This is a genomic window from Shewanella sp. GJ50-10 (assembly GCF_055808815.1).
Genome location: NZ_JBVVSS010000001.1, coordinates 4,485,506 through 4,510,382, shown reverse-complemented (window position 1 = coordinate 4,510,382; position 24,877 = coordinate 4,485,506). Strand labels below are relative to the sequence as shown.

Below are 24,877 nucleotides of genomic sequence, written 5' to 3'. Positions count from 1 at the left end.
TTATGCTTTCATCATGCTGCGAGCGGCTGTCATTCCCATGACCATACATTCAGGGATTGAACAACTACCTAAACGGCTGACACCATGAATACCACCACACACTTCACCAGCAGCGTATAAACCCGTAATAGGGTTACCAGTAAAGCTATCTTTTACTTCTGCTTTAGTGGTAATTTGCACGCCACCTTGGCAGTAATGCACTTTTGGCCATAAACGAACAACGGTAAACGGTGCTTCAATATACTTGTCTTTCGCCTTGGTCATATTCTTGCCAAATTGAGTATCTTCACCAGACTTAACGTACTGGTTATATTCTTCAATTTGGGTTTTAAGTGCTTTAGTTGGCACTTTAAAATGAGAGGCAAGCTCTTCAATAGAATCAAACTTCCAACCGACATTGTACTTAATCACTTTTTTAGTATTAGGATGCTTTTTAGAATCCTTATAGCTGGTAATTAAGATTGGAGGTAATGCATTGCCTTGCTCATCACGACAAGCAAGCTCTGCATCCGCACGAGTTTTACGGTCAGCAATTTCATTCATAAAGCGTTTACCCGTTAAACGGTTAATCGCAATTGAATGTGGGAAATTGTAAATAGAGTAGTTAGACACATAACCAAAACCACCTTCATCTGGTGATGCCCATGGGCCTGATTGAATATGTGCTAAATGAACAGGTACAGCGCCAAGGCGGAACATCTCATACATCCCTTCACCTGTGGCACCTGGAGCATTGGTACAACCCACTTCAGAAGTTAACGTTGGATCTTGCGCCATACGTAAGTTAACGTTTTGTGCGAATCCACCTGTTGCCATTATTACGCCACGTTTAGCGCGAATATTAATGACTTTACCTGGCTGGTCTTCATCAAAATGATAGTTATCACGCATTTTAACGCCGAGTACTTCACCTTTATCACCAATCAAGAAACCTTCGAACTTAGAACGATTATGAGTATGAACTCCTAATTCGCGGCACTTATGTAATAACGGTTGGGTAATACCAGCACCACAGCTCACTGTAGTTTGGTAGGTACGTGCAACAGAGTGACCACCAAGCTGTTGAAGATACGGATGGTATTCAGAGCCCGCATCAAAGGTCATTTGTAATGCTTCCATTGCATGTTCAGCAACGTGACGAAGTAAAGCTTCATCCGCAATACCGCGACCAGCAGCCATTTGATCAGCAACCATGCGATCAACAGAATCTTTTACGCCTTCTTTAGATTGCATTGGCGTTCCTGGCGCTGCAAATAAGCCACCATTAATCGCTGAATTACCACCAAAGTAAGACATTTTTTCAAAAATATGGACATCTTTTGCGCCCAGTTTTGTTGCCTCAATCCCTGCAGCTAAGCCAGCAAAACCAGAACCAATAATGACGATTTCAACTTCTTTATCCCACTTCACACCGTCTGCTTTTTCAGAAACAGCCATCGCAGGAGCTACCATAGCAGCACCAGCTGCAGCGCCTAAACCCGCGATAAATTTACGGCGTCCTAACAGATCTACATTACTCATAGGTCATCACCCTTTGTTTAAATTGACCTATCCATCATAAAGATGGAATCAATTCCAAAAAGAGGATCAAACGACAGTTACCTATACATAAAGGAGTAGATATTAAAAACTATACGATAGCGCATATTTTAATCAAATATAGCTATAAGCTAACGATTTGGAACCAATTCCAAAACGCTGGCTATCTAACAAACTAAATTAACGACTTAAGTTACTTTTTAGAAAGGCACTCAGTCAGCTTATCCACTAGTAATCTGACTTTTGGTGATAAGTGACGGTTTTGCGGATACAAAGCCCAAATACCTTCTTTTTCTTGCTGAAAAGAGGCCAATAACACCTTTAGTTTATTCTCGCGAATTGCTTGCTTAACGTAGTAGCCAGGTAATTGCACAATACCCAAACCCTTTAAAGCCGCATCAAGCAAACTAATGCCGCTACTGCATTGCAAATTTCCCTGCACTTTAATACTTCTGTCTTTACCAGACTCATTAAAATGCCAATGGGATTGGGAGCCTATTAAGCAATTATGCTGACTTAATTCCGATAATGAATATGGCGCACCAAAGCGATTAATGTAGTCAGGAGCAGCACACACAAACTGCTCACGGCTGGTTAAGCGTTTTGCCATCATGCTGGAATCTGGTAATCGACCTAAGCGAATAGCCAAGTCATAACCACCTTCGACTAAATCTAATTGTCGATTTGTGAGTTCACAGATAACTTCTACATCAGGGTATTGCTGCATATAGTCTGTCACTATTGGCATGATAAATTTTTCACCATAAGTCACCGGTGCAGTCAGTTTAATTAGCCCTTGAGGTTTATTTTGCAAACTACTAATAGCACGTTCAGCTTCTTCTAGACCATCAATCACTTGTCTGCAATGACGATAAAACACTTGGCCTTCTTCAGTAAGCGACACTTTTCGAGTGGTGCGATAAAAAAGTTTAGTATTTAATCGATTTTCAATCTGGCTAATTTGGCGGCTGACTTGCGCGGTTGAAATAGCTAAACGCTTTCCCGCCGCCGTAAAGCTGTCGGTTTCAGCAACAGCGACAAACTCATAAACTCCTTCCCATGGCAGCATTATTACTCACTCGTAAAAGTTATTTGTCATTTAAGCTTATTATCAACTGACAGAAAATAAATACAATAGCTCTATCACTACAAAATCTCATCTACACTGAGTAGATTCACTTTATTCGTTCATCTTTAATAAGGACAAACATAATGTCAGCACAATTTATTAAATCAAAAGCCGCTGTAGCGTGGGGACCAGGTCAACCTTTATCAGTTGAAGAAGTTGATGTTATGTACCCAAAAGCAGGCGAAGTAATGGTTAAGATTATTGCTTCAGGTGTTTGTCACACTGATGCATTTACTTTATCTGGTGATGATCCTGAAGGTGTGTTCCCGGCAATTCTTGGTCACGAAGGTGGCGGAATAGTTGAAATGATCGGTGAAGGCGTAACCAGTGTAAAAGTTGGCGACCATGTTATCCCACTTTACACTGCAGAATGTGGCAAATGTAAATTCTGTACTTCAGGTAAAACCAACCTTTGTAGCGCGGTTCGCGAAACACAAGGTAAAGGATTAATGCCTGACGGTACTACCCGATTTTATAAAGATGGCGAGCCTATTTTTCATTATATGGGTTGCTCAACTTTTTCTGAATACACAGTATTACCAGAAATTTCACTAGCAAAAGTGAATAAAGATGCCCCATTAGAAGAAGTCTGTTTATTAGGTTGTGGTGTCACAACGGGTATGGGCGCAGTGCTGAATACCGCTAAAGTTCAAAAAGGCGATACGGTAGCTATTTTTGGTTTAGGCGGCATTGGTTTATCGGCCATTATTGGCGCTACCATGGCTGGTGCATCACGCATTATCGGTATTGATTTAAACGAATCAAAATTTGAATTAGCAACCAAACTAGGTGCAACTGATTGTATTAATCCTAAAAATTACGATAAACCAATTCAAGATGTAATTGTTGAATTGACTGATGGCGGTGTTGATTTCTCTTTCGAGTGTATTGGTAACGTTAATGTCATGCGCAGCGCTCTAGAGTGTTGTCATAAAGGCTGGGGCGAGTCAGTGGTCATTGGTGTTGCTGGTGCAGGCCAAGAAATCTCAACCCGTCCATTCCAATTAGTGACTGGCCGAGTTTGGAAAGGTAGCGCATTTGGTGGCGTTAAAGGTCGTAGTGAATTACCAGGTATGGTTGAACAATACCTAAATGGTGAATTTAAGTTAGATCATTTCATTACTCATACCATGGGACTTGAAGGGATTAACGATGCTTTCGATCTCATGCATAACGGTGAGAGTATCCGAACCGTCATTCATTTCGATAAGTAATTTTTTCCTCAGTTAAGCTGTAATCTTGTCCATCTTTAATATGATGGACAAGGTTTAGATCAACACTAATTCAAGAGCATTGCCGCTTAAAGGATCTCGAATGACCATTGAAAATATCAGCAGTAATAAAGTATTTGGCGGCTGGTTAAAGCAATACACCCACATTTCAACCACTGTTAATTGCAGTATGCGTTTTGCTATTTATTTACCACCGCAAGCAGCATCGCAAAGAGTGCCTGTGCTTTATTGGCTATCAGGTTTAACCTGTACTGATGAAAATGTTATGCAAAAATCAGGTATTCAACGAATCGCTGCGGAACTGGGTATCGCAATTGTAGCGCCTGATACCAGCCCGCGTGGTGAGAATGTCGCAGACGATCCTGATGGAGCATATGATTTTGGTTTAGGTGCGGGGTTTTATGTAAATGCCACCCAAGCGCCCTTTAATACTCACTATCAAATGTACGACTATGTAGTTAATGAGCTACCGGCTCTAATAGAACAACATTTTCCTGTGTCCGATAAACGCAGTATTAGTGGCCATTCAATGGGCGGCCATGGTGCTATTACTATTGGACTCAAAAACCCGAAGCAATATCAATCTGTTTCTGCATTTAGTCCTATTTGTCATCCAATTGATTGTCCTTGGGGACAAAAAGCATTAACGGGTTACTTAGGAAATGATCAACAAACTTGGCCTGAATACGACAGTGTCGAATTAATGAAAGTAACTAAGTCAACATTACCTATGCTGGTGGATCAAGGCTCTGATGATAATTTCTTAGCTGAACAGTTAAAGCCTGAAACGTTAATTGAGGCTGCAAAAGCTGTTAACTACCCGTTATCTTTGCGTATGCAGCAAGGTTACGATCACAGCTACTTTTTTATCAGCAGTTTTATAGAAGATCATCTTAGGTTTCACGGAAAATACTTACTAGATTAATAATCAATATAGTAACGACCAATCAAAAAAGGAGTCAGACTTAATAATCTGACTCCTTTTTATCTTTTTAAATTGGTGAACTAATTTATATTGCTAGCCTTTAATTTAGCAAAATATAGCTTTGAAGCTTGTCTGACTTTTGGCGCTAACAAAATAGCTGAAACCATAGTCGGGATAGCCATCAACGCGTAAGCGGCATCAATGATATTAACAATTTCTCGTAAACTTGCGGTTGCAGCAAATAAAATCGCACACAAGAAAAAGTATTGATAATAACGTAAACGACTTCTACCAAATAAAAACGCAAAACATTGGCCACCATAAAACGCTTGAGTAAATATGGTACTAATACTGAAAAAAATCACACATAAGATCAGTAAATATGGGCCCACACCAGGCATAGTAATTTCAAAAGCATGCGCAGATAGATTAACCCCTTCAGCTTCTCCGCCTTGCCATACTCCAGAAATAAGAATGATCATTGCAGTGGCTGTGCACACAATCAATGTATCAATTGCAGGCCCCAACATCGCTACTAAACCTTCTTTTACGGGTTCATTGGTTTTAGCACTGCCGTGAGCCATCACTTCAGTACCAATACCCGCTTCATTTGAAAAAGCAGCACGGCGAATACCAATCAGCATAGTACCCAATATGCCACCACCCACAGAGTTTAATGAAAAGGCTTCAGTTATGATCAATTCAATATACCCTGGAATATCAACCAAATTAGTGGCTATTACGTAAAAAGCACAGCTCATATAAATGAAGATCATCAGTGGCACAACTTTAGTTGCGACAGAAGCAATACGTTTGATCCCGCCTAAAATAACGCTAGCAACAATCAACATCACCACAATACCAAGAGATAAATCGATCCAAAAAGTGGATTCATTAGCTGGAAAATATCCCGGTTTTACAATTAGCCATTCACGAATAATCTGCACTAATTGGTTTGAATTGAATAATGGAAAATTACCTACAAGACCAACTACACAGAAAAATACCGCTAAAAAATGCCATTTCTTAGATAAACCTTGGGTAATAATGTACATAGGTCCACCCTGCACATCGCCATTTTCATCTTTACCTCGATACATAATAGCTAAAGTACAGGTAAAGAATTTGGTTGCCATTCCGACGATTGCACTAATCCACATCCAAAAAATAGCCCCAGGACCACCAACCATAATAGCCACAGCAACACTGCCAATATTGCCCATACCAACGGTTCCAGCCATCGCACTGGATAGTGCACCGGCATGGCTAATATGACCTTCTGCACCCTTATCAGGATACTTCCCACGCACAATATTGATAGCATGACCGATATAACGAAATGGGATAAACCTAGAATAAATAAGGAAAAATAGGCCACCACCGACTAAAAGAACCAACATGTGTGGTCCCCATGCTAAATCAGCAATTTCAGCCGTAATAGAAACAAGAGACATAGGTAAGTTACAAGTTTGTTAAAAGTTATCTTTGAAAATACGGACAAAAACCGCTTTGTGCAATGGCAAATCTGCGTAAACTATGACTTAAACTATGGCTAATAGTGGCCAAAATTAAGGTAATAGCATGGCAAAAGTAGATATATTAGTCGGTACGACACAAGGCGGAACCGAATATGTTGCTGATGATATGGCAGCTCAACTGACCGAATTAGGTCATCAAATCCAGATACATTTAACACCAAATCTTGCAGATTTAGACCTAAATTCACTGTGGTTAATCGTGTGTTCTACCCACGGAGCAGGTGATCTTCCAGACAATATTGAACCATTTTATCAGCAATTGATCGCAACTAAAGACGATCTTAAATCAGTGAAATATGCTTTATGTGCCATTGGTGACTTAAGTTACGATACTTTTTGCCAAGGCCCTGAAAAAATAATTTCTCAACTAGATCTTTTGAAAGCACAAGCCATTGTGAATAAGATCCAGATTGATGTACAAATGGATCCTGTACCTGAAGACGCTGCTTTAGCTTGGTTATCTGAGTGGCAAGCAAATATTAATTAGTGAAACTTGGTTAATATCTTCATTTATACCCACAATATGATCTAATCTTATCCACAATAAGTTAATTTAAAAGATAACTATGTGGATAAGCTATTATTTTATCCGATCATAACTTTGTATTGATCCACACCCGATCTTGTTAAAGATCACCCCTGTGGATAACTAGGCGATCTATCCCCAAGTTATATTGAAATTGATCGCAGTTAGATCACAGGATCGTTTTAACATTAACTCATGATTATAAAAGAAAAATAGGCTTTTCCACAGAAAACCTCGATCCTAATAGTAATAGTAATAAAAAGATCTATTTAAAGATCTTAAGATCTATTAAGCGAAGCGTGTCTGATCAAAATGAGAAAATTGATCATTCCCGAAAGGCAAAGCAAGTGCTAAAATACTCGGCTGAAACACTCTATCGATCTAAATTCAGATTTGACTGTAAATTAGAAAAATTACTTTTACCCAAGGTTACAAAATGCATTTTCATGAACGGTTTGATGTTATTGTTGTTGGTGGTGGTCATGCCGGAACTGAAGCGGCACTTGCAGCAGCAAGAATGGGATCTAAAACTCTCTTACTGACTCACAATATTGATACCCTCGGACAAATGTCTTGTAACCCAGCAATAGGCGGTATTGGTAAAGGCCATTTGGTTAAAGAAATTGATGCCTTAGGTGGTGCAATGGCAACAGCCACTGACTTCGCAGGTATTCAATTTAGAACCTTAAATTCAAGCAAAGGGCCAGCAGTCAGAGCAACTCGTGCTCAAGCTGACCGAGCGCTTTATCGTCAAAAAATTCAGCAAATTCTCCAACATCAACCTAACCTACGTATTTTCCAACAAGCAGTAGATGACTTAGTTGTTGAAAATAATAGAGTTGTTGGTGTAGTGACTCAAATGGGATTAGCATTCGAGTCTCCAAGTGTTGTATTAACAACGGGTACCTTCCTTAGTGGTAAAATCCACATTGGATTAGAAAATTACAGTGGTGGCCGTGCAGGTGATCCACCAGCAATTGCACTAGCAAATCGTTTAAAAGAATTACCAATTCGTGTTGGACGTCTTAAAACGGGTACACCACCAAGAATCGATGCCAACACGATTGATTTTGATAAAATGCAAGAGCAAAAAGGTGATGATCCGTTACCAGTGATGTCGTTCATTGGTGATGTTGAGCAACACCCTGAGCAAGTCTCTTGTTTTATCACTCATACCAATGAAAAAACTCACGATATTATTCGTGGTGGACTTGATCGTAGCCCAATGTACTCAGGAGTTATTGAGGGTATTGGCCCAAGATATTGTCCATCGATCGAAGATAAAATTAATCGTTTTGCAGACAAAACCTCTCATCAAATCTTCATTGAACCAGAAGGGCTAACCACCAATGAGATCTATCCTAATGGGATCTCAACCAGTTTGCCTTTTGATGTGCAGTTAAATTTAGTTAGATCAATTCAAGGCATGGAAAACGCAGAGATAATTCGTCCTGGTTATGCCATTGAATATGATTATTTCGATCCTCGAGACCTTAAAAATTCATTAGAAACCAAAAATATTGATGGTTTGTTCTTTGCTGGACAAATCAATGGTACGACAGGCTATGAAGAAGCGGGTGCTCAAGGCTTATTAGCTGGAATGAACGCATCTTTACAAGTTCAAGGTAAAGAGGTTTGGTGTCCGAGACGCGATCAAGCATACATCGGTGTGTTAGTTGATGATTTATCAACACTAGGTACTAAAGAGCCATACCGTATGTTTACCAGCCGTGCTGAATATCGATTATTGCTTCGTGAAGACAACGCAGATCTTCGTTTAACTGAAAAAGGTCGCGAACTTGGTTTAGTTGATGACGATCGTTGGCAGAAATTTAGCGAGAAAAGAGAATCTATTGAAACTGAATTACAGCGGTTACGCAGTAATTGGGTCCACAATAATTCTCCACTGCTAGATGTTTTGAATCCTGAATTGAATACACCTATTTCTCGTGAAGCGTCGTTTGAAGATCTATTGCGTCGTCCTGAAATGGATTACAAAAAGCTCATGAGCTTAGAAGGTTTTGGACCTGCAATTGAAGATGCACGTGCTGCAGAGCAAGTACAAATTCAAGTAAAATACTCTGGTTATATTCAAAGACAGCAAGGCGAGATCGATAAAGCCATTCGTCATGAAACGACAAGTTTACCGTTAGATCTCGATTATCAAGAGGTGGCGGGTTTATCTAATGAAGTCATTGCGAAGATGAATGAGCATAAACCAGAAACCATTGGCCAAGCTTCACGGATCTCAGGAATGACGCCAGCAGCTATTTCAATTTTGTTGGTTCACCTTAAAAAACGTGGTTTATTGCGTAAAAGCGCTTAAATACCAGCAAAAAGTTGTGTTTTGACCAATAAGGGAAGCTTTGAGGCTTCCCTTAGTCATTTCTGCCATTCATAATACCCGATGATTTATGATTCCCTTTGATTTCGAGGTCACTTAGCGTGCTAGCCGATCAACTTAAAACATATCTAGCTGAAACCAATATTTCAGCGACTGAAACTCAACAGCAACAATTGGTTGGGTTTGTTACCATGCTAAATAAATGGAATAAAGCCTATAACCTGACATCAGTCAGAGATCCTGAACAGATGTTAATCCGTCATGTTATGGACAGTTTGGTGGTTTCTCCTTATCTTAAGGGACAAAGATTCATTGATGTTGGGACTGGACCAGGCTTACCTGGGATCCCATTAGCTATTTTAAATCCTGACAAAGAATTTGTACTGCTAGACAGTTTAGGAAAACGGATCCGTTTTCAAAAACAGGTTCAATTTGAATTAAAGATCAATAACATTACTTCAGTTGAAAGCCGTGTTGAGGCTTATGAACCTGAGCAAAAATTTGATGGTGTTATTAGCCGTGCATTTGCCTCAATTGAAGATATGTTGACTTGGTGTCATCACTTACCTGCTGATAATGGTCAATTTTATGCGCTAAAAGGCCAGCTCAGCGATGCTGAATTAACCAGTATTCCTGCTGGTTTTGAGGTGGTAGAAACCATCACATTGACAGTGCCAAAGTTAGATGAGCAAAGACATCTGTTAAAGCTAGTGAAGAAATCATAACACTAGCAATAGAATAAATATTATCGGACATCGTAAATATGTCCTTAGGGTGAACACGTGGGTAAAATCATTGCCGTAGCCAACCAGAAAGGTGGCGTAGGAAAAACAACAACTTGTGTTAATTTAGCAGCCTCGCTTGCAGCCACAAAACGCAAGGTGCTGTTAATCGATCTTGATCCACAGGGTAATGCCACTATGGGTAGTGGTGTCGATAAGTACGAAGTTGAAAATACAGCTTATGAGTTACTTGTTGAAGAAAAACCTTTTGCCGAAATAGTCATTAAAGATACCACGGGTAAATATGATCTGATTGCAGGTAATGGTGATGTTACTGCGGCTGAAATTAAACTCATGGAGTTTTTCGCCAGAGAAATTAGATTAAAAAATGCATTGGCAGAAGTAAAAGATGATTATGATTTTATCTTTATTGATTGTCCGCCATCACTGAACATGCTGACAGTTAATGCGATGTCGGCTGCTGACTCAGTGTTAGTACCAATGCAATGTGAATACTATGCCTTAGAAGGCTTAACGGCATTGATTGATACCATAACCAAGTTAGGTGCGATGGTTAATCCTAATTTGAGTATCGAAGGGATATTACGGACGATGTACGATCCTCGTAATCGATTATCAAATGATGTATCTGATCAGTTAAAACAACATTTTGGCGAAAAAGTATACCGCACCGTGATTCCACGCAATATTCGATTAGCTGAAGCGCCAAGTTTTGGGGCTCCTGCAATGTATTACGATAAATCTAGTGCTGGTGCCAAAGCCTATTTAGCTTTAGCGGGTGAAATCATTCGCCGCGCAGAGCAACAAACAGAATCTAAGTAAGCGTAAGGGAATAAAATGACGTTAAAAAAACGCGGTTTAGGTAAGGGCTTGGATGCTTTATTAAGTAATAGCAACGCTGCGAGCCGAAAAACTGAGCAGACTCAAACAGAAGCTGAAGTAACCCAAGCGCCAAAAGAAGATGGCTTACTGATGCTCGATTTAGATTTACTGCAGTCTGGTAAGTATCAACCGCGTAAAGACATGTCACCTGAGGCGTTAGAAGAGCTAGCGGAGTCAATTAAATCACAAGGGGTGATTCAACCTATTGTTGTGCGCAAAATTGATGCTGAAAAATATGAAATTATTGCAGGTGAACGCCGCTGGAGAGCATCGCAAATAGCTCAATTAGACAAAGTCCCATGTATTGTTAAACAGGTACCGGATGAGTCAGCAGTTGCTATTGCTTTGATAGAAAACATCCAACGAGAAGATTTAAATGCGATGGAAGAAGCCATAGCATTACAGCGATTACTAGAAGAATTTGAGTTAACACATCAACAAACCGCCGATGCAGTCGGTAAATCTAGAGCAAGTGTTTCTAACTTATTACGTTTAAATAGTTTAAATGAACCTGTTAAACGTTTATTAGAATATGGCGATATAGACATGGGTCATGCTCGTGCTTTACTCGCTATTGAAGGTGAAGAGCAAACTAATTTAGCTCGATTGGTCGCTTCTAAAGAAATGACAGTTCGTGAAACTGAACGATTAGTTAATAAAGCCTTAAATCCGACTAAAGAAGCCGAAAAACCAACTAAAGATCATGATGTAACCCGCTTAGAGCAACAGTTAATTGAAAAATTAGGTGCTAAAGTTGCGATTAATCATGGCAGTAAAGGTAAAGGTAAAATTGTAATAAACTACCAAGATCTTGCTGAATTGGATGGAATACTTAGCAAAATCCACTAAATCCCCCAACAAAGTCATTTCAATAGTAACTTTGTAACAAGGCGTAATTTTGACTTTTTAGAAATTTAGAGCCAAATCACGCCTAATATCACTGTTTAACCTCTCATCAAAGTTGCAAACAAGGTGTGAAAAGGTATACTTTGCATGCTTTTTTTCCTGTCTGAGTTGTTAATGATCACATTAATGGCGCAGTGGAAAAATAAGTACTAATGCGGAGATTCAAAATTGAGTAAGGTTTTAGCGCGTCGTGGCCGGTGGTCAGCCTATCGAATAGTGTTGTTACAGGCGGCGGTAGCTGGGGGAACTTCAATTTTCTTTTTCGCTCTGTGGGGAGCTCAGTATGGCTTATCTGCTTTAGCAGGTGGTCTCATTGCTGTACTCCCTAATTTTGTATTCGCAACCCTTGCTTTCTCTCATGCGGGAGCTAAAGCGTCAGGAAAAGTCGTTTGGATGTTTTTCTTGGGGGAAGCGGTAAAGTTGCTGCTAACCATTGTGTTGTTTGCCATCGCATTTGGCATGCTAAAAACGCCATTTATGCCGTTATTTAGCTGTTATTTGTTGGCATTACTAATACCTTGGACAGCCCCTTTATACTTCAAGCAAAATTAAGTGAGATTAATCATGGCGACAACTGGTGAAGCATTAACTGCTTCCGAGTATATCCAGCATCACCTGACTAATGCGAAAATGTGTTCTGCCGATGGCGGAATTGCTTTTAACTATGCATGTCAAGATGCCGGGTTTTGGACTTGGCACATTGACTCACTTTTGTTTTCAGTAGGTCTTGGGGTTCTATTTTTGTGGGCATTCTTCAAAGTAGGACAAAAAGCAACAACTGGCGTTCCAGGTAAATTTCAATGTTTCGTTGAAATGTGCGTGGAAGGTGTAGATAAAATCGTTAAAGACTCATTTCATGGGCGTAACGCTGTTATAGCACCATTAGGTCTGACTATCTTTGTCTGGGTTTTCCTGATGAATTTAATGGACTTAATTCCAGTTGACTTTGTACCTGAAGCCGCAAACAGATTTTTAGGTGTTCCTTACCTTAAAATTGTACCAACAACCGACTTAAACGTAACTCTTGGTTTAGCCTTGAGCGTGTTCGCGTTGATTGTTTTTTACAGTATTAAAGTAAAAGGATTTGGTGGTTTCACAAAAGAAATGACCTTACAACCTTTCAATCATTGGTCTTTGATTCCAGTAAACTTAGTATTGGAAACAGTGACTTTGATTGCGAAGCCGATTTCATTATCACTTCGTCTGTTTGGTAACCTGTATGCAGGTGAGTTGATCTTTATTCTGATAGCACTGATGCCTTGGTGGGCTCAGTTTGCATTATCAGTGCCTTGGGCTATTTTCCATATTTTGGTTATTGTGCTGCAGGCGTTTATCTTCATGATGCTTACGATTGTATATCTAAGCATGGCACATGAAGAACATTAATTTAATAAAATTAGTTATTTATCGGAGATAAAATGGAAACTGTAATTAGCTTTACAGCAATAGCTGTTGCGATCATGATTGGCTTAGCAGCGCTAGGTACTGGTATTGGTTTTGCTATCTTAGGTGGTAAATTCTTAGAAGCTTCAGCTCGTCAACCAGAACTTGCTCCAGCATTACAAACTAAGATGTTCATCGTAGCTGGTCTACTTGATGCGATCTCAATGATTGCAGTTGGTGTTGCATTATTCTTCGTATTCGCTAACCCATTCTTAGGTCAATTAGCTGGCTAATCGCCCCCTTAGAAGGAGTTGTCGTTATGAGTATTAACGCTACCCTGCTAGGCCAAGCGATTTCTTTTGCACTCTTCGTGTGGTTTTGCATGAAGTTTGTATGGCCGCCATTGATGAACGCTATCGAAGAACGCCAGAAGAAAATTGCCGATGGGCTAGCTGATGCAGGACGTGCTGCAAAAGATCTAGAGTTGGCTCAAGCGAAAGCTAATGAGCAACTAAAAGAAGCGAAGGCGACTGCTAATGAAATTATTGAGCAAGCTAATAAGCGTAAAGCTCAAATAGTTGAAGAAGCGAAAATTGAAGCTGATACAGAGCGTGCGAAAATCATCGCTCAAGGTCAAGCTGAAATTGAAAACGAACGTAATCGCGTTAAAGATGACTTGCGTAAGCAAGTTGCTACTCTTGCTGTAACAGGTGCAGAGAAAATTCTTCAACGTTCGATTGATCCAGAAGCTCACAGTGACATAGTTAATAAACTTGTTGCTGAAATTTAATTAAGGAATCGGAGTTATGGCTGAAATAAGCACCATTGCTCGTCCTTATGCAAAGGCAGCTTTTGATTTTGCTGTTGAACATAAAGCAATTGAAGATTGGGCAGAAATGCTGAACTTCGCGGCATTGGTTAGTGAAAACGAATCAATTCAACCGTTGCTTGGTGGTTCATTGGCTAGTGCTAAACTTGCCTCACTATTTATTGAAGTATGTGGTGAGCAGGTAAACGCACAGGGTCAAAACCTTATAAAGGTTATGGCTGAAAACGGTCGTTTAGAGATACTGCCAACAGTCTCTCTACTTTTTGCTGAGTACCGCAATGAATGGGCAAAAGAAGTTGAAGCAACTGTTGTTTCAGCGACTGAGCTAAGTTCTGAGCAGGAAGAGCAAATTAGTGTTTCTCTTGAGAAACGTCTCGCACGCAAAGTTAAGCTGAATTGTAGTGTAGATGCATCGCTTATTGGCGGTGTAATTATTAAATCAGGCGACTTAGTCATTGATGGCTCTGTTAGCGGTAATCTATCGCGCTTGTCTGATAAGCTACAATCGTAATTGGGAGTTTGAGCATGCAACTGAATTCCACTGAAATCAGCGATCTGATTAAGCAGCGGATCGAGCAGTTCGACGTCGTTAGTGAAGCTCGCAACGAAGGTACAATCGTTGCAGTAAGTGACGGCATCATTCGCATTCACGGCCTTGCCGATGTAATGCAAGGTGAAATGATCGAACTGCCTGGTGGCCGTTTTGCAATCGCGTTGAACTTAGAACGTGATTCTGTCGGTGCCGTAGTAATGGGTCCTTATGCTAATTTAGCAGAAGGCGCAAAAGTTAAAACTACTGGTCGTATTCTTGAAGTACCAGTAGGTCGTGGTTTATTAGGCCGCGTTGTTAACACCCTTGGTGAGCCAATTGATGGAAAAGGACCAATCGACAACGATGGTTACTCTCCTATTGAAGTGATTGCTCCTGGTGTTATTGAACGTCAGTCTGTAGATCAACCAATCCAAACTGGTTATAAAGCCGTTGATGCCATGATCCCTATTGGTCGTGGTCAACGTGAATTGATCATTGGTGACCGTCAGACTGGTAAAACAGCGATGGCTATCGATGCAATTATCAACCAGAAAGATTCAGGCATTAAATGTGTATACGTAGCGGTAGGGCAAAAAGCTTCTACAATCGCTAACGTTGTACGTAAGCTTGAAGAGCACGGTGCATTAGCTAACACTATCGTTGTAGTTGCAACAGCTTCTGAAGCTGCAGCATTACAATACTTAGCACCATACTCTGGTTGTTCAATGGGTGAATACTTCCGTGACCGCGGTGAAGATTCTTTAATCGTATATGATGATCTATCTAAGCAAGCAGTTGCTTACCGTCAGATCTCTCTACTATTGAAGCGTCCACCAGGACGTGAAGCATACCCAGGTGATGTATTCTATCTACATTCTCGTTTATTAGAACGTGCTTCACGTGTAAACGAAATCTATGTAGAGAAATTCACTAACGGTGAAGTAAAAGGTACAACCGGTTCTTTAACTGCGTTGCCTATTATTGAAACCCAAGCAGGTGATGTATCTGCATTCGTACCGACTAACGTAATTTCGATTACTGATGGTCAAATCTTCCTTGAAACTGACTTATTTAACTCAGGCTTACGTCCTGCTGTTAACCCAGGTATTTCAGTATCTCGTGTTGGTGGTGCGGCTCAGACTAAGATCATTAAGAAACTGTCTGGTGGTATTCGTACCGCGTTAGCACAGTATCGAGAGCTTGCTGCGTTCTCACAATTTGCATCTGACTTAGATGATGCAACTCGTGCTCAACTTGAGCATGGTGAGCGTGTTACCGAACTTATGAAGCAAAAGCAATATGCTCCTATGAGCATTGCTGCCCAAGCTATCTCAATCTTCGCAGCTGAAAAAGGCTACTTGAAGAGTGTTGAATTAAGTAAAATCGGTAGCTTCGAAGCTGCTCTGCTTTCATTCATGAACAGCGAACATGCTGAGCTTGTTAATACTATTAATGCTTCTGGCGATTACAACGCAGACATTGAAAGTCAATTAAAAGCGGGCATGGACAAGTTCATTGAAACCCAAACCTGGTAATAATTATCGAGGTGTCTTTGGGCACCTTCGGTCCCAGATTGGAGAGTAGAAATGGCCGGCGCTAAAGAGATTAAAACCAAGATCGCGAGTGTTAAAAACACTCAAAAGATCACTTCTGCTATGGAAATGGTTGCTGCCAGCAAAATGCGCAAAGCGCAGGAACGTATGGCATCTAGCCGCCCGTATGCAGAGCATATGCGTAAGGTGATCGGTCACGTAGCGCAAGGTACTCTTGAATATAAACATCCTTATTTGGAAGTTCGAGATGCCAAGCGGGTTGGTTACATTGTTGTGTCAACCGACCGTGGCCTTTGTGGTGGTCTGAACGTCAACCTTTTCAAAAAGGTTGTATCAGACGTGAAAAACTGGAAAGAACAAGGGGCAGATGTTGAATTTTGTCCTATTGGCGCACGTAGTGTTCAGTTTTTCAAAAGCTTTGGTGGAGATATCTCTGCCCATGCCTCAGGTTTAGGCGATGCGCCTAAGTTAGCCGATTTAATCGGTACCGTGAGAGTTATGCTTCAAGCTTACAACGAAGGTAAATTGGACCGTCTGTTTATTGTATTTAACAAATTCGTTAATACAATGACCCAGACTCCTGTGATCGAGCAGCTGCTACCTTTGCCTAAATCGGAAGAAGAAGTAGCTAAGTATCCTTGGGATTATATTTACGAGCCAGATCCAAAAGATATTTTGGAAGTTTTACTGACACGTTATGTTGAGTCTCAAGTTTACCAAGGTGTTGTTGAGAATATTGCGTCTGAACAAGCTGCCCGTATGGTAGCGATGAAGGCAGCAACCGACAACGCAGGCGATTTGATCAGCGATTTGCAGTTAGTTTACAACAAGGCACGACAAGCCGCGATTACGCAGGAATTGTCGGAGATTGTTTCAGGCGCTGCAGCGGTTTAGGTTAGGTAACGAAATCAAGTTTAGAGGATTAATCATGAGCACAGGTACTGTTGTCCAAGTAATTGGCGCGGTTGTGGACGTAGAGTTTCCACAAGATTCTGTACCTCAGGTATATGACGCTCTGAAGATCACAGGTGAAGGAACTTGTAATGGTTTGGTGCTGGAAGTTCAGCAGCAACTAGGTGGTGGTGTTGTTCGTGCCATCGCTATGGGTTCTTCTGATGGTCTGCGTCGTGGTCTAGAGGTCGTAAACTCAGGTTCACCAATTTCTGTTCCGGTTGGGGTTGCAACCCTTGGCCGTATCATGAACGTATTGGGTGAGCCTATCGATGAATGTGGCGACATTGGTGAAGAAGAGCGTTATGAAATTCACCGTGAAGCTCCTTCATACGAAGATCAGTCAAGCTCAACAGAACTTTTAGAGACTGGTATCAAGGTTATCGACCTTGTATGTCCTTTCGCTAAAGGTGGTAAAGTTGGTTTGTTTGGTGGTGCTGGTGTTGGTAAAACCGTCAACATGATGGAATTAATCAACAACATCGCAAAAGCACACTCAGGTCTTTCTGTATTCGCTGGTGTTGGTGAGCGTACTCGTGAGGGTAACGACTTCTACTACGAAATGAAAGATTCTGGCGTTCTCGACAAAGTAGCCATGGTATATGGTCAAATGAACGAGCCTCCAGGAAACCGTTTACGTGTAGCATTGTCAGGTTTGACAATGGCTGAAAAATTCCGTGACGAAGGTCGTGACGTACTGTTATTCGTTGATAACATCTACCGTTACACCTTGGCCGGTACTGAAGTATCTGCACTGTTAGGTCGTATGCCTTCTGCAGTAGGTTACCAACCAACACTAGCTGAAGAAATGGGTGTTCTACAAGAACGTATTACTTCAACTAAGTCTGGTTCTATTACCTCTGTACAAGCGGTATATGTACCTGCGGATGACTTAACCGATCCGTCACCAGCAACAACCTTCGCTCACTTAGATGCGACTGTTGTACTGTCTCGTAACATTGCTTCGCTAGGTATTTACCCAGCGGTTGACCCATTGGATTCGACTTCACGTCAATTAGATCCATTAGTAGTTGGTCAAGAGCATTACGATGTAGCAAGCGGCGTACAAACTGTACTTCAACGCTACAAAGAGCTGAAAGACATTATTGCTATCTTGGGTATGGATGAATTATCTGATGAAGATAAAACAACTGTATTCCGCGCACGTAAGATTGAGAAATACTTATCTCAACCTTTCTTCGTAGCAGAAGTCTTTACAGGTTCTCCTGGTAAGTACGTTTCTCTTAAAGACACTATCCGTGGCTTCAAGGGCATCTTGAGTGGTGAGTTCGATCACATTCCAGAGCAAGCGTTCTACATGGTTGGTTCAATCGACGAAGCTGTCGAGAAAGCTAACAAAAAGAAATAACTGAGCATTAGCTTAGTATTTTAGGAGATCTTGATGGCAGCCATGACAGTCAAACTTGATATAGTAAGTGCAGAGAGCAGCATGTACAGCGGTGAAGTAAGCTTCTTAGAAGTGAGCGGTACCGAAGGTGAGTTAGGCATTATGCCTAACCATGCTCCTTTGCTAACTAAGATCAAACCTGGCATGGCGCGCATGATTAAGCAAGATGGTAGTGAAGAAGTGATGTATCTTTCAGGTGGTATCCTGGAAGTACAACCTGATTCAATTTCTGTTCTTGCTGACGTCGCTATGCGTGCCAATGATATTGATGAGCAAGCTGCACTTGAAGCTAAGCAACGTGCTGAAGCGAATATCGCTAACGCAGGTGCTGACTTCGATTATGAAGCTGCAACAATCGAATTAGCTAAATCTTTAGCTCAACTTCGTGTTGTTGAAACCATCAAAAAGAACATTGCCAGATAAAGGTTATTGTTTTAAAAAGGCGACCCTAGGGTCGCCTTTTTTGTGTCTGATGTTTAGTTCTGAAACAAATGATCTTCAAAATTCATATATAACAACCTCTGTAAACCTTCATTTAAATATCTTAGTTTCCAGCTTCAATAAAACTGCGTTAAAATAACCACAATTATAGTGAATAGTAGTTCAAGGAAACCTGATGTCATTAAATGTAGTTATTCTAGCCGCTGGTAAAGGAACACGGATGCGTTCTGACTTACCAAAAGTTCTTCACCCTATTGCGCATAAAAGTATGGTGCAGCACGTTATAGATACGGCAAACTCATTAGGCAGCGAAGCTATTCAGCTTGTTTATGGTTACGGCGCAGATAAATTACAGAATGCGTTAGGCGAGCAATCTGTTAATTGGGTGCTACAAGCAGAGCAGTTAGGTACAGGTCATGCTGTGGCGCAAGCAAACCCAAATATTAGTGATGACGATACCGTTCTTATCCTTTATGGAGATGTACCGTTAATTCAACAGTCTACTCTTGAAAAATTATTAGCAGCTCGTCCGCAAAATGGTATGGCAATTTTGACGGTTAATTTGGATAACCCAACAGGTTATGGTCGTATTGTTCGTGAAGGTGGCAACGTAGTCGGTATTGTTGAGCAAAAAGATGCCAATGCTGAGCAACTACAAATTCAAGAAGTGAATACTGGCATTATGGCTGTGCCAGGTAAACAACTTAAATCTTGGTTAGGTCGCTTATCAAATGCCAATGCTCAAGGCGAATATTACTTAACCGATATTGTTGCCATGGCAAAAGAAGATGGTGTAGCGATTGATACAGCTCAACCTGAGTCAGCTGTAGAAGTTGAAGGTGCTAATAATCGCGTTCAATTGGCACAATTAGAGCGCGCTTATCAAGCCCGAAGCGCTGAAAAGCTAATGCTTGAAGGTGCGAACTTGCGTGATCCTGCTCGAATTGATATCCGCGGTGATGTGAGCGTGGGTATGGATGTGATGATTGACGTTAATGTTATTTTTCAAGGTAAAGTTACCTTAGGTAATAATGTCACTATCGGTGCTGGCGCCATTTTAATAGATTGCGATATTGCAGATAATGCTGAAATCAAGCCTTACTCTATCATTGAAGGTGCCAAGCTTGGTAAAGCTGCAAGTGCAGGGCCATTTGCCCGATTACGCACTGGCGCAGAACTTAAACAAGATGCCCATATTGGTAACTTTGTTGAGATGAAAAAAGCCGTATTAGGTGAAGGTTCAAAGGCGGGTCACTTAGCATATTTAGGTGATGCTAAAATTGGTTCCGGAGTGAACATAGGTGCAGGTACAATTACGTGTAACTATGATGGTGCTAATAAGTTCTTAACGACTATTGAAGATAATGTATTCGTTGGTAGTGATTCGCAACTCATTGCGCCTGTGACTATTGGAAAAGGCGCCACATTAGGTGCAGGTTCTACTATTGCTAAAGATGTGGGTGAAGGTGAACTTGTGATAACTCGCGTTAAGCAACGTCATATTAGTGGATGGGCAAGACCTGTTAAACTCGCTAAATAACATAGAAATTTAAATCACCTTTATCTAAACGGTCTGTTAAATAACAGGCCGTTTTTTTATGTCTGCTGTAATCAGATAAAAATTAATCGAAATATTGTTAATAAAGTTTCGATTGATTATAATTATCTTTCGAAACGAAACTTATGGTTAATATGAACAAACGTAATACTCAGCAGCGTAGACATAATATTATCAGTATTTTATCTCAACAAGGTGAGGTAAGTGTTGATGAGCTTTCGTTACGCTTTGAAACTTCTGAAGTCACTATTCGAAAGGATCTAGCGACTTTAGAAGAAGCTGGACTGTTATTACGTCGTTATGGTGGCGCAGTTGCTGTTCCAGATGAAGCTACACAACAATTCAGCGCTAAAATTGCCCCGAACAAGTTATCGATAGCTAAAAAGGCTGCGCAATTAATCACGGATCATAACCGCATTATCATTGATAGTGGCAGCACCACATCTGGTTTAATCCAGCAGTTAGATACTAAACGTGGCTTACTGGTGATGACTAACTCATTACAATTAGCAAATTCTGTCAGAGAGCTAGAAAAAGAGCCGACATTATTGATGACCGGTGGCACTTGGGATCCGCATTCAGAATCGTTTCAAGGCCAAATCGCTGAGCAAGTTTTACGCTCGTATAATTTTGACCAATTATTTATCGGTGCTGATGGCATTGATCTTGAGCGTGGAACAACTACGTTTAATGAGCTAACAGGGTTAAGTAAGGTAATGGCTGAAGTATCACGCGAAGTCATTGTCATGCTTGAGTCAGATAAATTTGGCCGCAGGATCCCTAATCTTGAGCTAGCTTGGGAAAACATCAGTGTTTTAGTTTCTGATGATAGATTACCAGCAGAAATGATCGACAAAATTACTCAACATGGTGTCAAAGTGTTATTGGCCCCGTACAAGAAATAAACCAAATAAGATTTATATTTAAGTATTAAAAATAGGTATTAGCATATGTGTGGGATTGTAGGCGCGGTAGCGCAAAGAGATGTAGCTGAAATTTTAGTTGAAGGCCTAAAGCGCCTTGAGTACCGTGGATACGATTCAGCTGGTGTTGCAATTATTAACCAAGGTGAACTTGGTCGCACACGTCGTGTAGGTAAAGTGCAAGAGTTAGATGACGCTTTAGCTAATGAAGCTTTAGCTGGCGGAACTGGTATTGCTCACACTCGTTGGGCTACACACGGTGAACCAAGTGAACGCAATGCTCACCCACACTTATCTGATGGTGATATTGCCGTTGTTCATAACGGTATCATTGAAAACCACAATAAGTTACGCGATATGCTTAAAGGGTTGGGGTATACCTTTGCATCAGATACCGATACAGAAGTGATTTGTCACTTAGTTCACCATGAATTAAAAACAAGTGAAACATTACTTGCAGCTGTTCAAGCGACAGTTAAACAACTTGAGGGTGCTTATGGCACGGTTGTGATTGACCGTCGTGATAGCGAGCGCATGATTGTTGCTCGCAGTGGGAGTCCATTAGTTGTGGGTTATGGTCTGGGTGAAAACTTTGTCGCATCTGATCAATTAGCATTACTACCAGTAACTCGCTCATTTGCCTTTTTAGAAGAGGGTGATGTCGCTGAAATTACCCGCCGTGAAGTCCATATTTTTGATGTTGATGGCAATGCGGTAGAGCGTGAAGTTAAAGAGTCTGAAGTGACTCATGATGCTGGTGATAAAGGTGAATACCGCCATTACATGCTTAAAGAAATCTATGAGCAACCAACTGCAATAGCTCATACACTTGAAGGCCGAATAGCAGCAGGTAAAGTGTTAGATTCAGCATTTGGTGAAAATGCTGCTGAATTCTTAAAAGATATCAAGCATGTTCAAATCATAGCTTGTGGTACAAGTTATCATGCCGGTATGGCAGCACGTTACTGGCTAGAAGATTGGGCCGGCGTGTCTTGCAACGTAGAAATTGCATCAGAGTTCCGCTATCGCAAATCTCACATGTTCCCGAACAGTTTATTAGTGACTATTTCGCAATCAGGTGAAACCGCAGATACATTAGCAGCTATGCGCTTAGCAAAAGAGATGGGGTACAAAGCAACGCTAACCATTTGTAATGCTCCTGGCTCATCATTAGTGCGCGAATCAGATATGGCTTATATGATGAAAGCGGGCGTCGAAATTGGGGTCGCTTCAACTAAAGCCTTTACAGTGCAACTTGCTGGATTACTAATGCTGACAACAGCGATTGGACGTCATAACGGTATGACTGAAGAGATGGAAGCTGAAATAACTCAAAGCTTGCAATCTATGCCTGCTAAAGTTGAACAAGCACTAAGTTTAGATGATGCCATTGCTGAATTGGCAGAAGATTTTGCTGATAAGCATCATGCATTATTCTTAGGTCGCGGCGATCAGTACCCTATCGCAATGGAAGGTGCGCTTAAGCTTAAAGAAATCTCATATATTCATGCCGAAGCTTATGCATCGGGTGAGTTAAAGCATGGCCCATTAGCGTTAATTGACGCTGACATGCCTGTTATTGTCGTTGCGCCAAATAATGAATTACTCGAAAAGCTTAAATCAAATGTAGAAGAAGTTCGTGCTCGCGGTGGGTTAATGTATGTATTTGCCGATAAAGATGCAGAGTTTGAATCTGACGACACAATGAAGGTTATTCCTGTACCACATTGTGATGAGTTTATGGCGCCATTGATTTACACCATACCATTACAGTTACTGTCTTATCACGTGGCCCTAATTAAAGGTACAGATGTCGACCAACCACGTAACCTTGCTAAATCTGTAACTGTTGAATAAGCCTGAATAGCCTTATTTATCTATTTTAAGCCTCCTTATTGGAGGCTTTTTTATTTCTATCATCCGCAAAATAGCAGTTTTTCTGTGATTAACTTTCAAAATTGATGTTTATTGATCGCTTTTATTTCGTTGAACAACTCGATTCTTTTTATCCTTTGGTTTAACTAAAGCTCTTGTGTTGTTTTATTTTTGTGGTGCTTGTTTTTGTTATGAGTACATGTGGTTTTTGCGGTTGATTTTTTGTTGATACATTTGTTGTTTTTGGGTTGCTTTTAAGCCTGTTTTATATGGTTTTTTTCATTTAAATATTATTGTTATTTTTGAGGGTACATAACACTTGAGTCTGCTTTAAACGAAGATACACTGCAGGCAACTACACGTTTAATGAGTTCAAAATGTATGGAAGTTTTCATCAGTTTATTAGGTATGTGTACCTTAATCGGTTTAGCTATTTTATTGTCTGAGCGTCGCAGTGCGATTAAACCAAGAACGGTTATCGGTGCGTTAGCCTTTCAAGTAGCCTTTGGTGCTTTTGTTATGTATTTACCCATGGGCCAGAGCATGCTTGATGCGGCATCAAATGGGGTGATGCATGTCATTAATTATGGCAATGAAGGTCTCGCTTTTGTTTTTGGCGATCTGGCTAAGTTTGGTGTTGGCTTTATCTTTGTCATTAACGTGCTATGTGTTGTGGTCTTTATCAGTGCCCTGATAGCCGTGCTGTATTACCTCGGTATTATGCAGCTTATTATTGGCGTTATTGGCGGCGGACTATCAAAACTACTAGGTACTAGCCGCGCAGAATCTCTCTCTGCGACAGCAAATATTTTTGTTGGCCCTATCGAGGCGCCATCTATGGTTCGCCCTTTTGTAAAGCATATGACTCGATCTGAATTATTTGCCGTCATGACAGGTGGTTTAGCTTCTGTCGCTGGTGGCACCATGATTGGTTATATCCAAATGGGTGTTGATATTAAGTATGTGCTAACAGCTGCCTTTATGACGGCACCGGCAGGGTTATTGTTTGCCAAGTTGATGTGGCCAGAAACTGAAACGCCGCGTAATGACATTAAAAAGGTGATGGAAGAGCAAGAGGATAAACCAACAAACGTCCTTGATGCAGCAGCTAATGGCGCAGCAATGGGGATGCAGCAGGTACTAGCCGTATCAGCACTATTAATCGCATTTGTAGGTCTTATCGCCATGGTTAATGGCTTAATTGGTGGTATTGGTGGCTGGTTTGGATATAGCGAGCTGACGATGCAAGCTATTCTTGGCTACTTTTTAGCGCCGTTAGCTTGGATTATGGGAGTGCCTTGGAGTGAGGCTACTCAAGCTGCATCATTCATCGGTCAGAAAATGGTGATTAATGAATTTGTTGCCTATATCGACTTCTTAAAAGTGTCTGATGATTTATCAGAGAAAACTCAAATTATCATTAGCTTTGCATTGTGTGGCTTTGCCAATTTAGGGTCGTTAGCCATGGTGATAGGTGGTTTAGCGGCATTATGCCCTGAACGTCGTCATGACTTGAGTGCAATCGGTATGAAAGCCTTAATTGCTGCAGCGCTTGCCAACCTAATGAGCGGCACTATTGCTGGCTTATTATTTAGCTTAGCTAACTAACTTAGCGAATTAGCTTGGTAAATAAACTTAGTAAAAAAATAGATTAAACCTT

At 40.8% G+C, this 24,877-nt stretch carries 23 protein-coding genes; 20 read left to right on the top strand and 3 right to left on the bottom strand.

Annotated features, from left to right (window positions below; translation table 11 throughout):
* A complete protein-coding gene (gene ardA, locus AC0L4E_RS19060) occupies window positions 1-1,521 on the bottom strand; it encodes an acrylate reductase flavoprotein subunit ArdA (protein ID WP_473681101.1) in 1,521 nt (506 codons plus the stop codon).
* A 211-nt stretch (window positions 1,522-1,732) separates the two neighbouring features.
* The gene (locus tag AC0L4E_RS19055) at window positions 1,733-2,608 is read right to left on the bottom strand and encodes a LysR substrate-binding domain-containing protein (RefSeq protein WP_473681099.1); all 876 of its coding nucleotides are present in this window, start codon (window positions 2,606-2,608) and stop codon (window positions 1,733-1,735) included.
* Window positions 2,609-2,751: 143 nt separating this feature from the next.
* Here AC0L4E_RS19055 and AC0L4E_RS19050 point away from each other — a divergent pair, with 143 nt between their 5' ends.
* Both AC0L4E_RS19050 and fghA read left to right on the top strand, forming a co-directional pair.
* Window positions 2,752-3,882, top strand: a complete 1,131-nt coding sequence (locus AC0L4E_RS19050; protein WP_473681097.1) for an S-(hydroxymethyl)glutathione dehydrogenase/class III alcohol dehydrogenase — start codon at window positions 2,752-2,754, stop codon at window positions 3,880-3,882.
* A gap of 100 nt (window positions 3,883-3,982) precedes the next feature.
* Window positions 3,983-4,825 carry an S-formylglutathione hydrolase gene (gene fghA / locus AC0L4E_RS19045; RefSeq protein WP_473681095.1) on the top strand — a complete coding sequence of 281 codons (843 nt, stop codon included), beginning with the start codon at window positions 3,983-3,985 and terminating at the stop codon, window positions 4,823-4,825.
* 80 nt (window positions 4,826-4,905) lie between these two features.
* Here fghA and AC0L4E_RS19040 read toward each other — a convergent pair whose 3' ends face one another.
* The gene (locus AC0L4E_RS19040; RefSeq protein ID WP_473681093.1) at window positions 4,906-6,279 is read right to left on the bottom strand and encodes an alanine/glycine:cation symporter family protein; all 1,374 of its coding nucleotides are present in this window, start codon (window positions 6,277-6,279) and stop codon (window positions 4,906-4,908) included.
* Between the two features lie 127 nt (window positions 6,280-6,406).
* On the opposite strand from AC0L4E_RS19040, the gene mioC reads away from it, so the two are divergent.
* From mioC to AC0L4E_RS18950, 18 genes are all read left to right on the top strand, one after another.
* Window positions 6,407-6,850, top strand: a complete 444-nt coding sequence (gene mioC, locus AC0L4E_RS19035; protein WP_473681091.1) for an FMN-binding protein MioC — start codon at window positions 6,407-6,409, stop codon at window positions 6,848-6,850.
* Between the two features lie 475 nt (window positions 6,851-7,325).
* Window positions 7,326-9,215 carry a tRNA uridine-5-carboxymethylaminomethyl(34) synthesis enzyme MnmG gene (gene mnmG / locus AC0L4E_RS19030; RefSeq protein ID WP_473681089.1) on the top strand — a complete coding sequence of 630 codons (1,890 nt, stop codon included), beginning with the start codon at window positions 7,326-7,328 and terminating at the stop codon, window positions 9,213-9,215.
* A gap of 119 nt (window positions 9,216-9,334) precedes the next feature.
* A complete protein-coding gene (gene rsmG, locus AC0L4E_RS19025; RefSeq protein WP_473681087.1) occupies window positions 9,335-9,958 on the top strand; it encodes a 16S rRNA (guanine(527)-N(7))-methyltransferase RsmG in 624 nt (207 codons plus the stop codon).
* 57 nt (window positions 9,959-10,015) lie between these two features.
* Complete coding sequence (locus AC0L4E_RS19020; RefSeq protein WP_473681085.1) at window positions 10,016-10,798, top strand: ParA family protein; 783 nt, start codon at window positions 10,016-10,018, stop codon at window positions 10,796-10,798.
* Window positions 10,799-10,813: 15 nt separating this feature from the next.
* Entirely contained in the window at window positions 10,814-11,707 is an 894-nt protein-coding gene (locus tag AC0L4E_RS19015) for a ParB/RepB/Spo0J family partition protein (RefSeq protein WP_473681083.1), read from the top strand.
* A gap of 225 nt (window positions 11,708-11,932) precedes the next feature.
* A complete protein-coding gene (locus AC0L4E_RS19010; protein WP_153915775.1) occupies window positions 11,933-12,316 on the top strand; it encodes an ATP synthase subunit I in 384 nt (127 codons plus the stop codon).
* 12 nt (window positions 12,317-12,328) lie between these two features.
* On the top strand, window positions 12,329-13,150 hold the full coding sequence (gene atpB / locus AC0L4E_RS19005; protein WP_220754405.1) for a F0F1 ATP synthase subunit A: 822 nt from the start codon (window positions 12,329-12,331) through the stop codon (window positions 13,148-13,150).
* Window positions 13,151-13,182: 32 nt separating this feature from the next.
* Window positions 13,183-13,440 carry a F0F1 ATP synthase subunit C gene (gene atpE, locus AC0L4E_RS19000; protein WP_012157432.1) on the top strand — a complete coding sequence of 86 codons (258 nt, stop codon included), beginning with the start codon at window positions 13,183-13,185 and terminating at the stop codon, window positions 13,438-13,440.
* Window positions 13,441-13,466: 26 nt separating this feature from the next.
* A complete protein-coding gene (gene atpF, locus AC0L4E_RS18995; RefSeq protein WP_055025454.1) occupies window positions 13,467-13,937 on the top strand; it encodes a F0F1 ATP synthase subunit B in 471 nt (156 codons plus the stop codon).
* Window positions 13,938-13,953: 16 nt separating this feature from the next.
* Window positions 13,954-14,487: a F0F1 ATP synthase subunit delta gene (gene atpH / locus AC0L4E_RS18990; protein ID WP_220754406.1), complete on the top strand. Its 534-nt coding sequence runs from the start codon at window positions 13,954-13,956 to the stop codon at window positions 14,485-14,487.
* Window positions 14,488-14,501: 14 nt separating this feature from the next.
* Window positions 14,502-16,043 carry a F0F1 ATP synthase subunit alpha gene (gene atpA, locus AC0L4E_RS18985; protein ID WP_220754407.1) on the top strand — a complete coding sequence of 514 codons (1,542 nt, stop codon included), beginning with the start codon at window positions 14,502-14,504 and terminating at the stop codon, window positions 16,041-16,043.
* Between the two features lie 51 nt (window positions 16,044-16,094).
* Entirely contained in the window at window positions 16,095-16,955 is an 861-nt protein-coding gene (gene atpG, locus AC0L4E_RS18980; protein ID WP_220754408.1) for a F0F1 ATP synthase subunit gamma, read from the top strand.
* Between the two features lie 34 nt (window positions 16,956-16,989).
* Window positions 16,990-18,381 carry a F0F1 ATP synthase subunit beta gene (gene atpD, locus AC0L4E_RS18975; RefSeq protein WP_102529139.1) on the top strand — a complete coding sequence of 464 codons (1,392 nt, stop codon included), beginning with the start codon at window positions 16,990-16,992 and terminating at the stop codon, window positions 18,379-18,381.
* Window positions 18,382-18,414: 33 nt separating this feature from the next.
* Entirely contained in the window at window positions 18,415-18,843 is a 429-nt protein-coding gene (locus AC0L4E_RS18970; protein ID WP_473681080.1) for a F0F1 ATP synthase subunit epsilon, read from the top strand.
* Window positions 18,844-19,036: 193 nt separating this feature from the next.
* Entirely contained in the window at window positions 19,037-20,401 is a 1,365-nt protein-coding gene (glmU, locus tag AC0L4E_RS18965; protein ID WP_473681078.1) for a bifunctional UDP-N-acetylglucosamine diphosphorylase/glucosamine-1-phosphate N-acetyltransferase GlmU, read from the top strand.
* A 152-nt stretch (window positions 20,402-20,553) separates the two neighbouring features.
* Window positions 20,554-21,324, top strand: coding sequence for a DeoR/GlpR family DNA-binding transcription regulator (locus AC0L4E_RS18960; protein ID WP_473681076.1), 771 nt, complete (start codon window positions 20,554-20,556; stop codon window positions 21,322-21,324).
* 45 nt (window positions 21,325-21,369) lie between these two features.
* Window positions 21,370-23,199 carry a glutamine--fructose-6-phosphate transaminase (isomerizing) gene (gene glmS / locus AC0L4E_RS18955; RefSeq protein WP_473681074.1) on the top strand — a complete coding sequence of 610 codons (1,830 nt, stop codon included), beginning with the start codon at window positions 21,370-21,372 and terminating at the stop codon, window positions 23,197-23,199.
* Window positions 23,200-23,598: 399 nt separating this feature from the next.
* Window positions 23,599-24,825, top strand: a complete 1,227-nt coding sequence (locus AC0L4E_RS18950) for a NupC/NupG family nucleoside CNT transporter (RefSeq protein WP_473681072.1) — start codon at window positions 23,599-23,601, stop codon at window positions 24,823-24,825.
* Window positions 24,826-24,877: the final 52 nt, after the last annotated feature.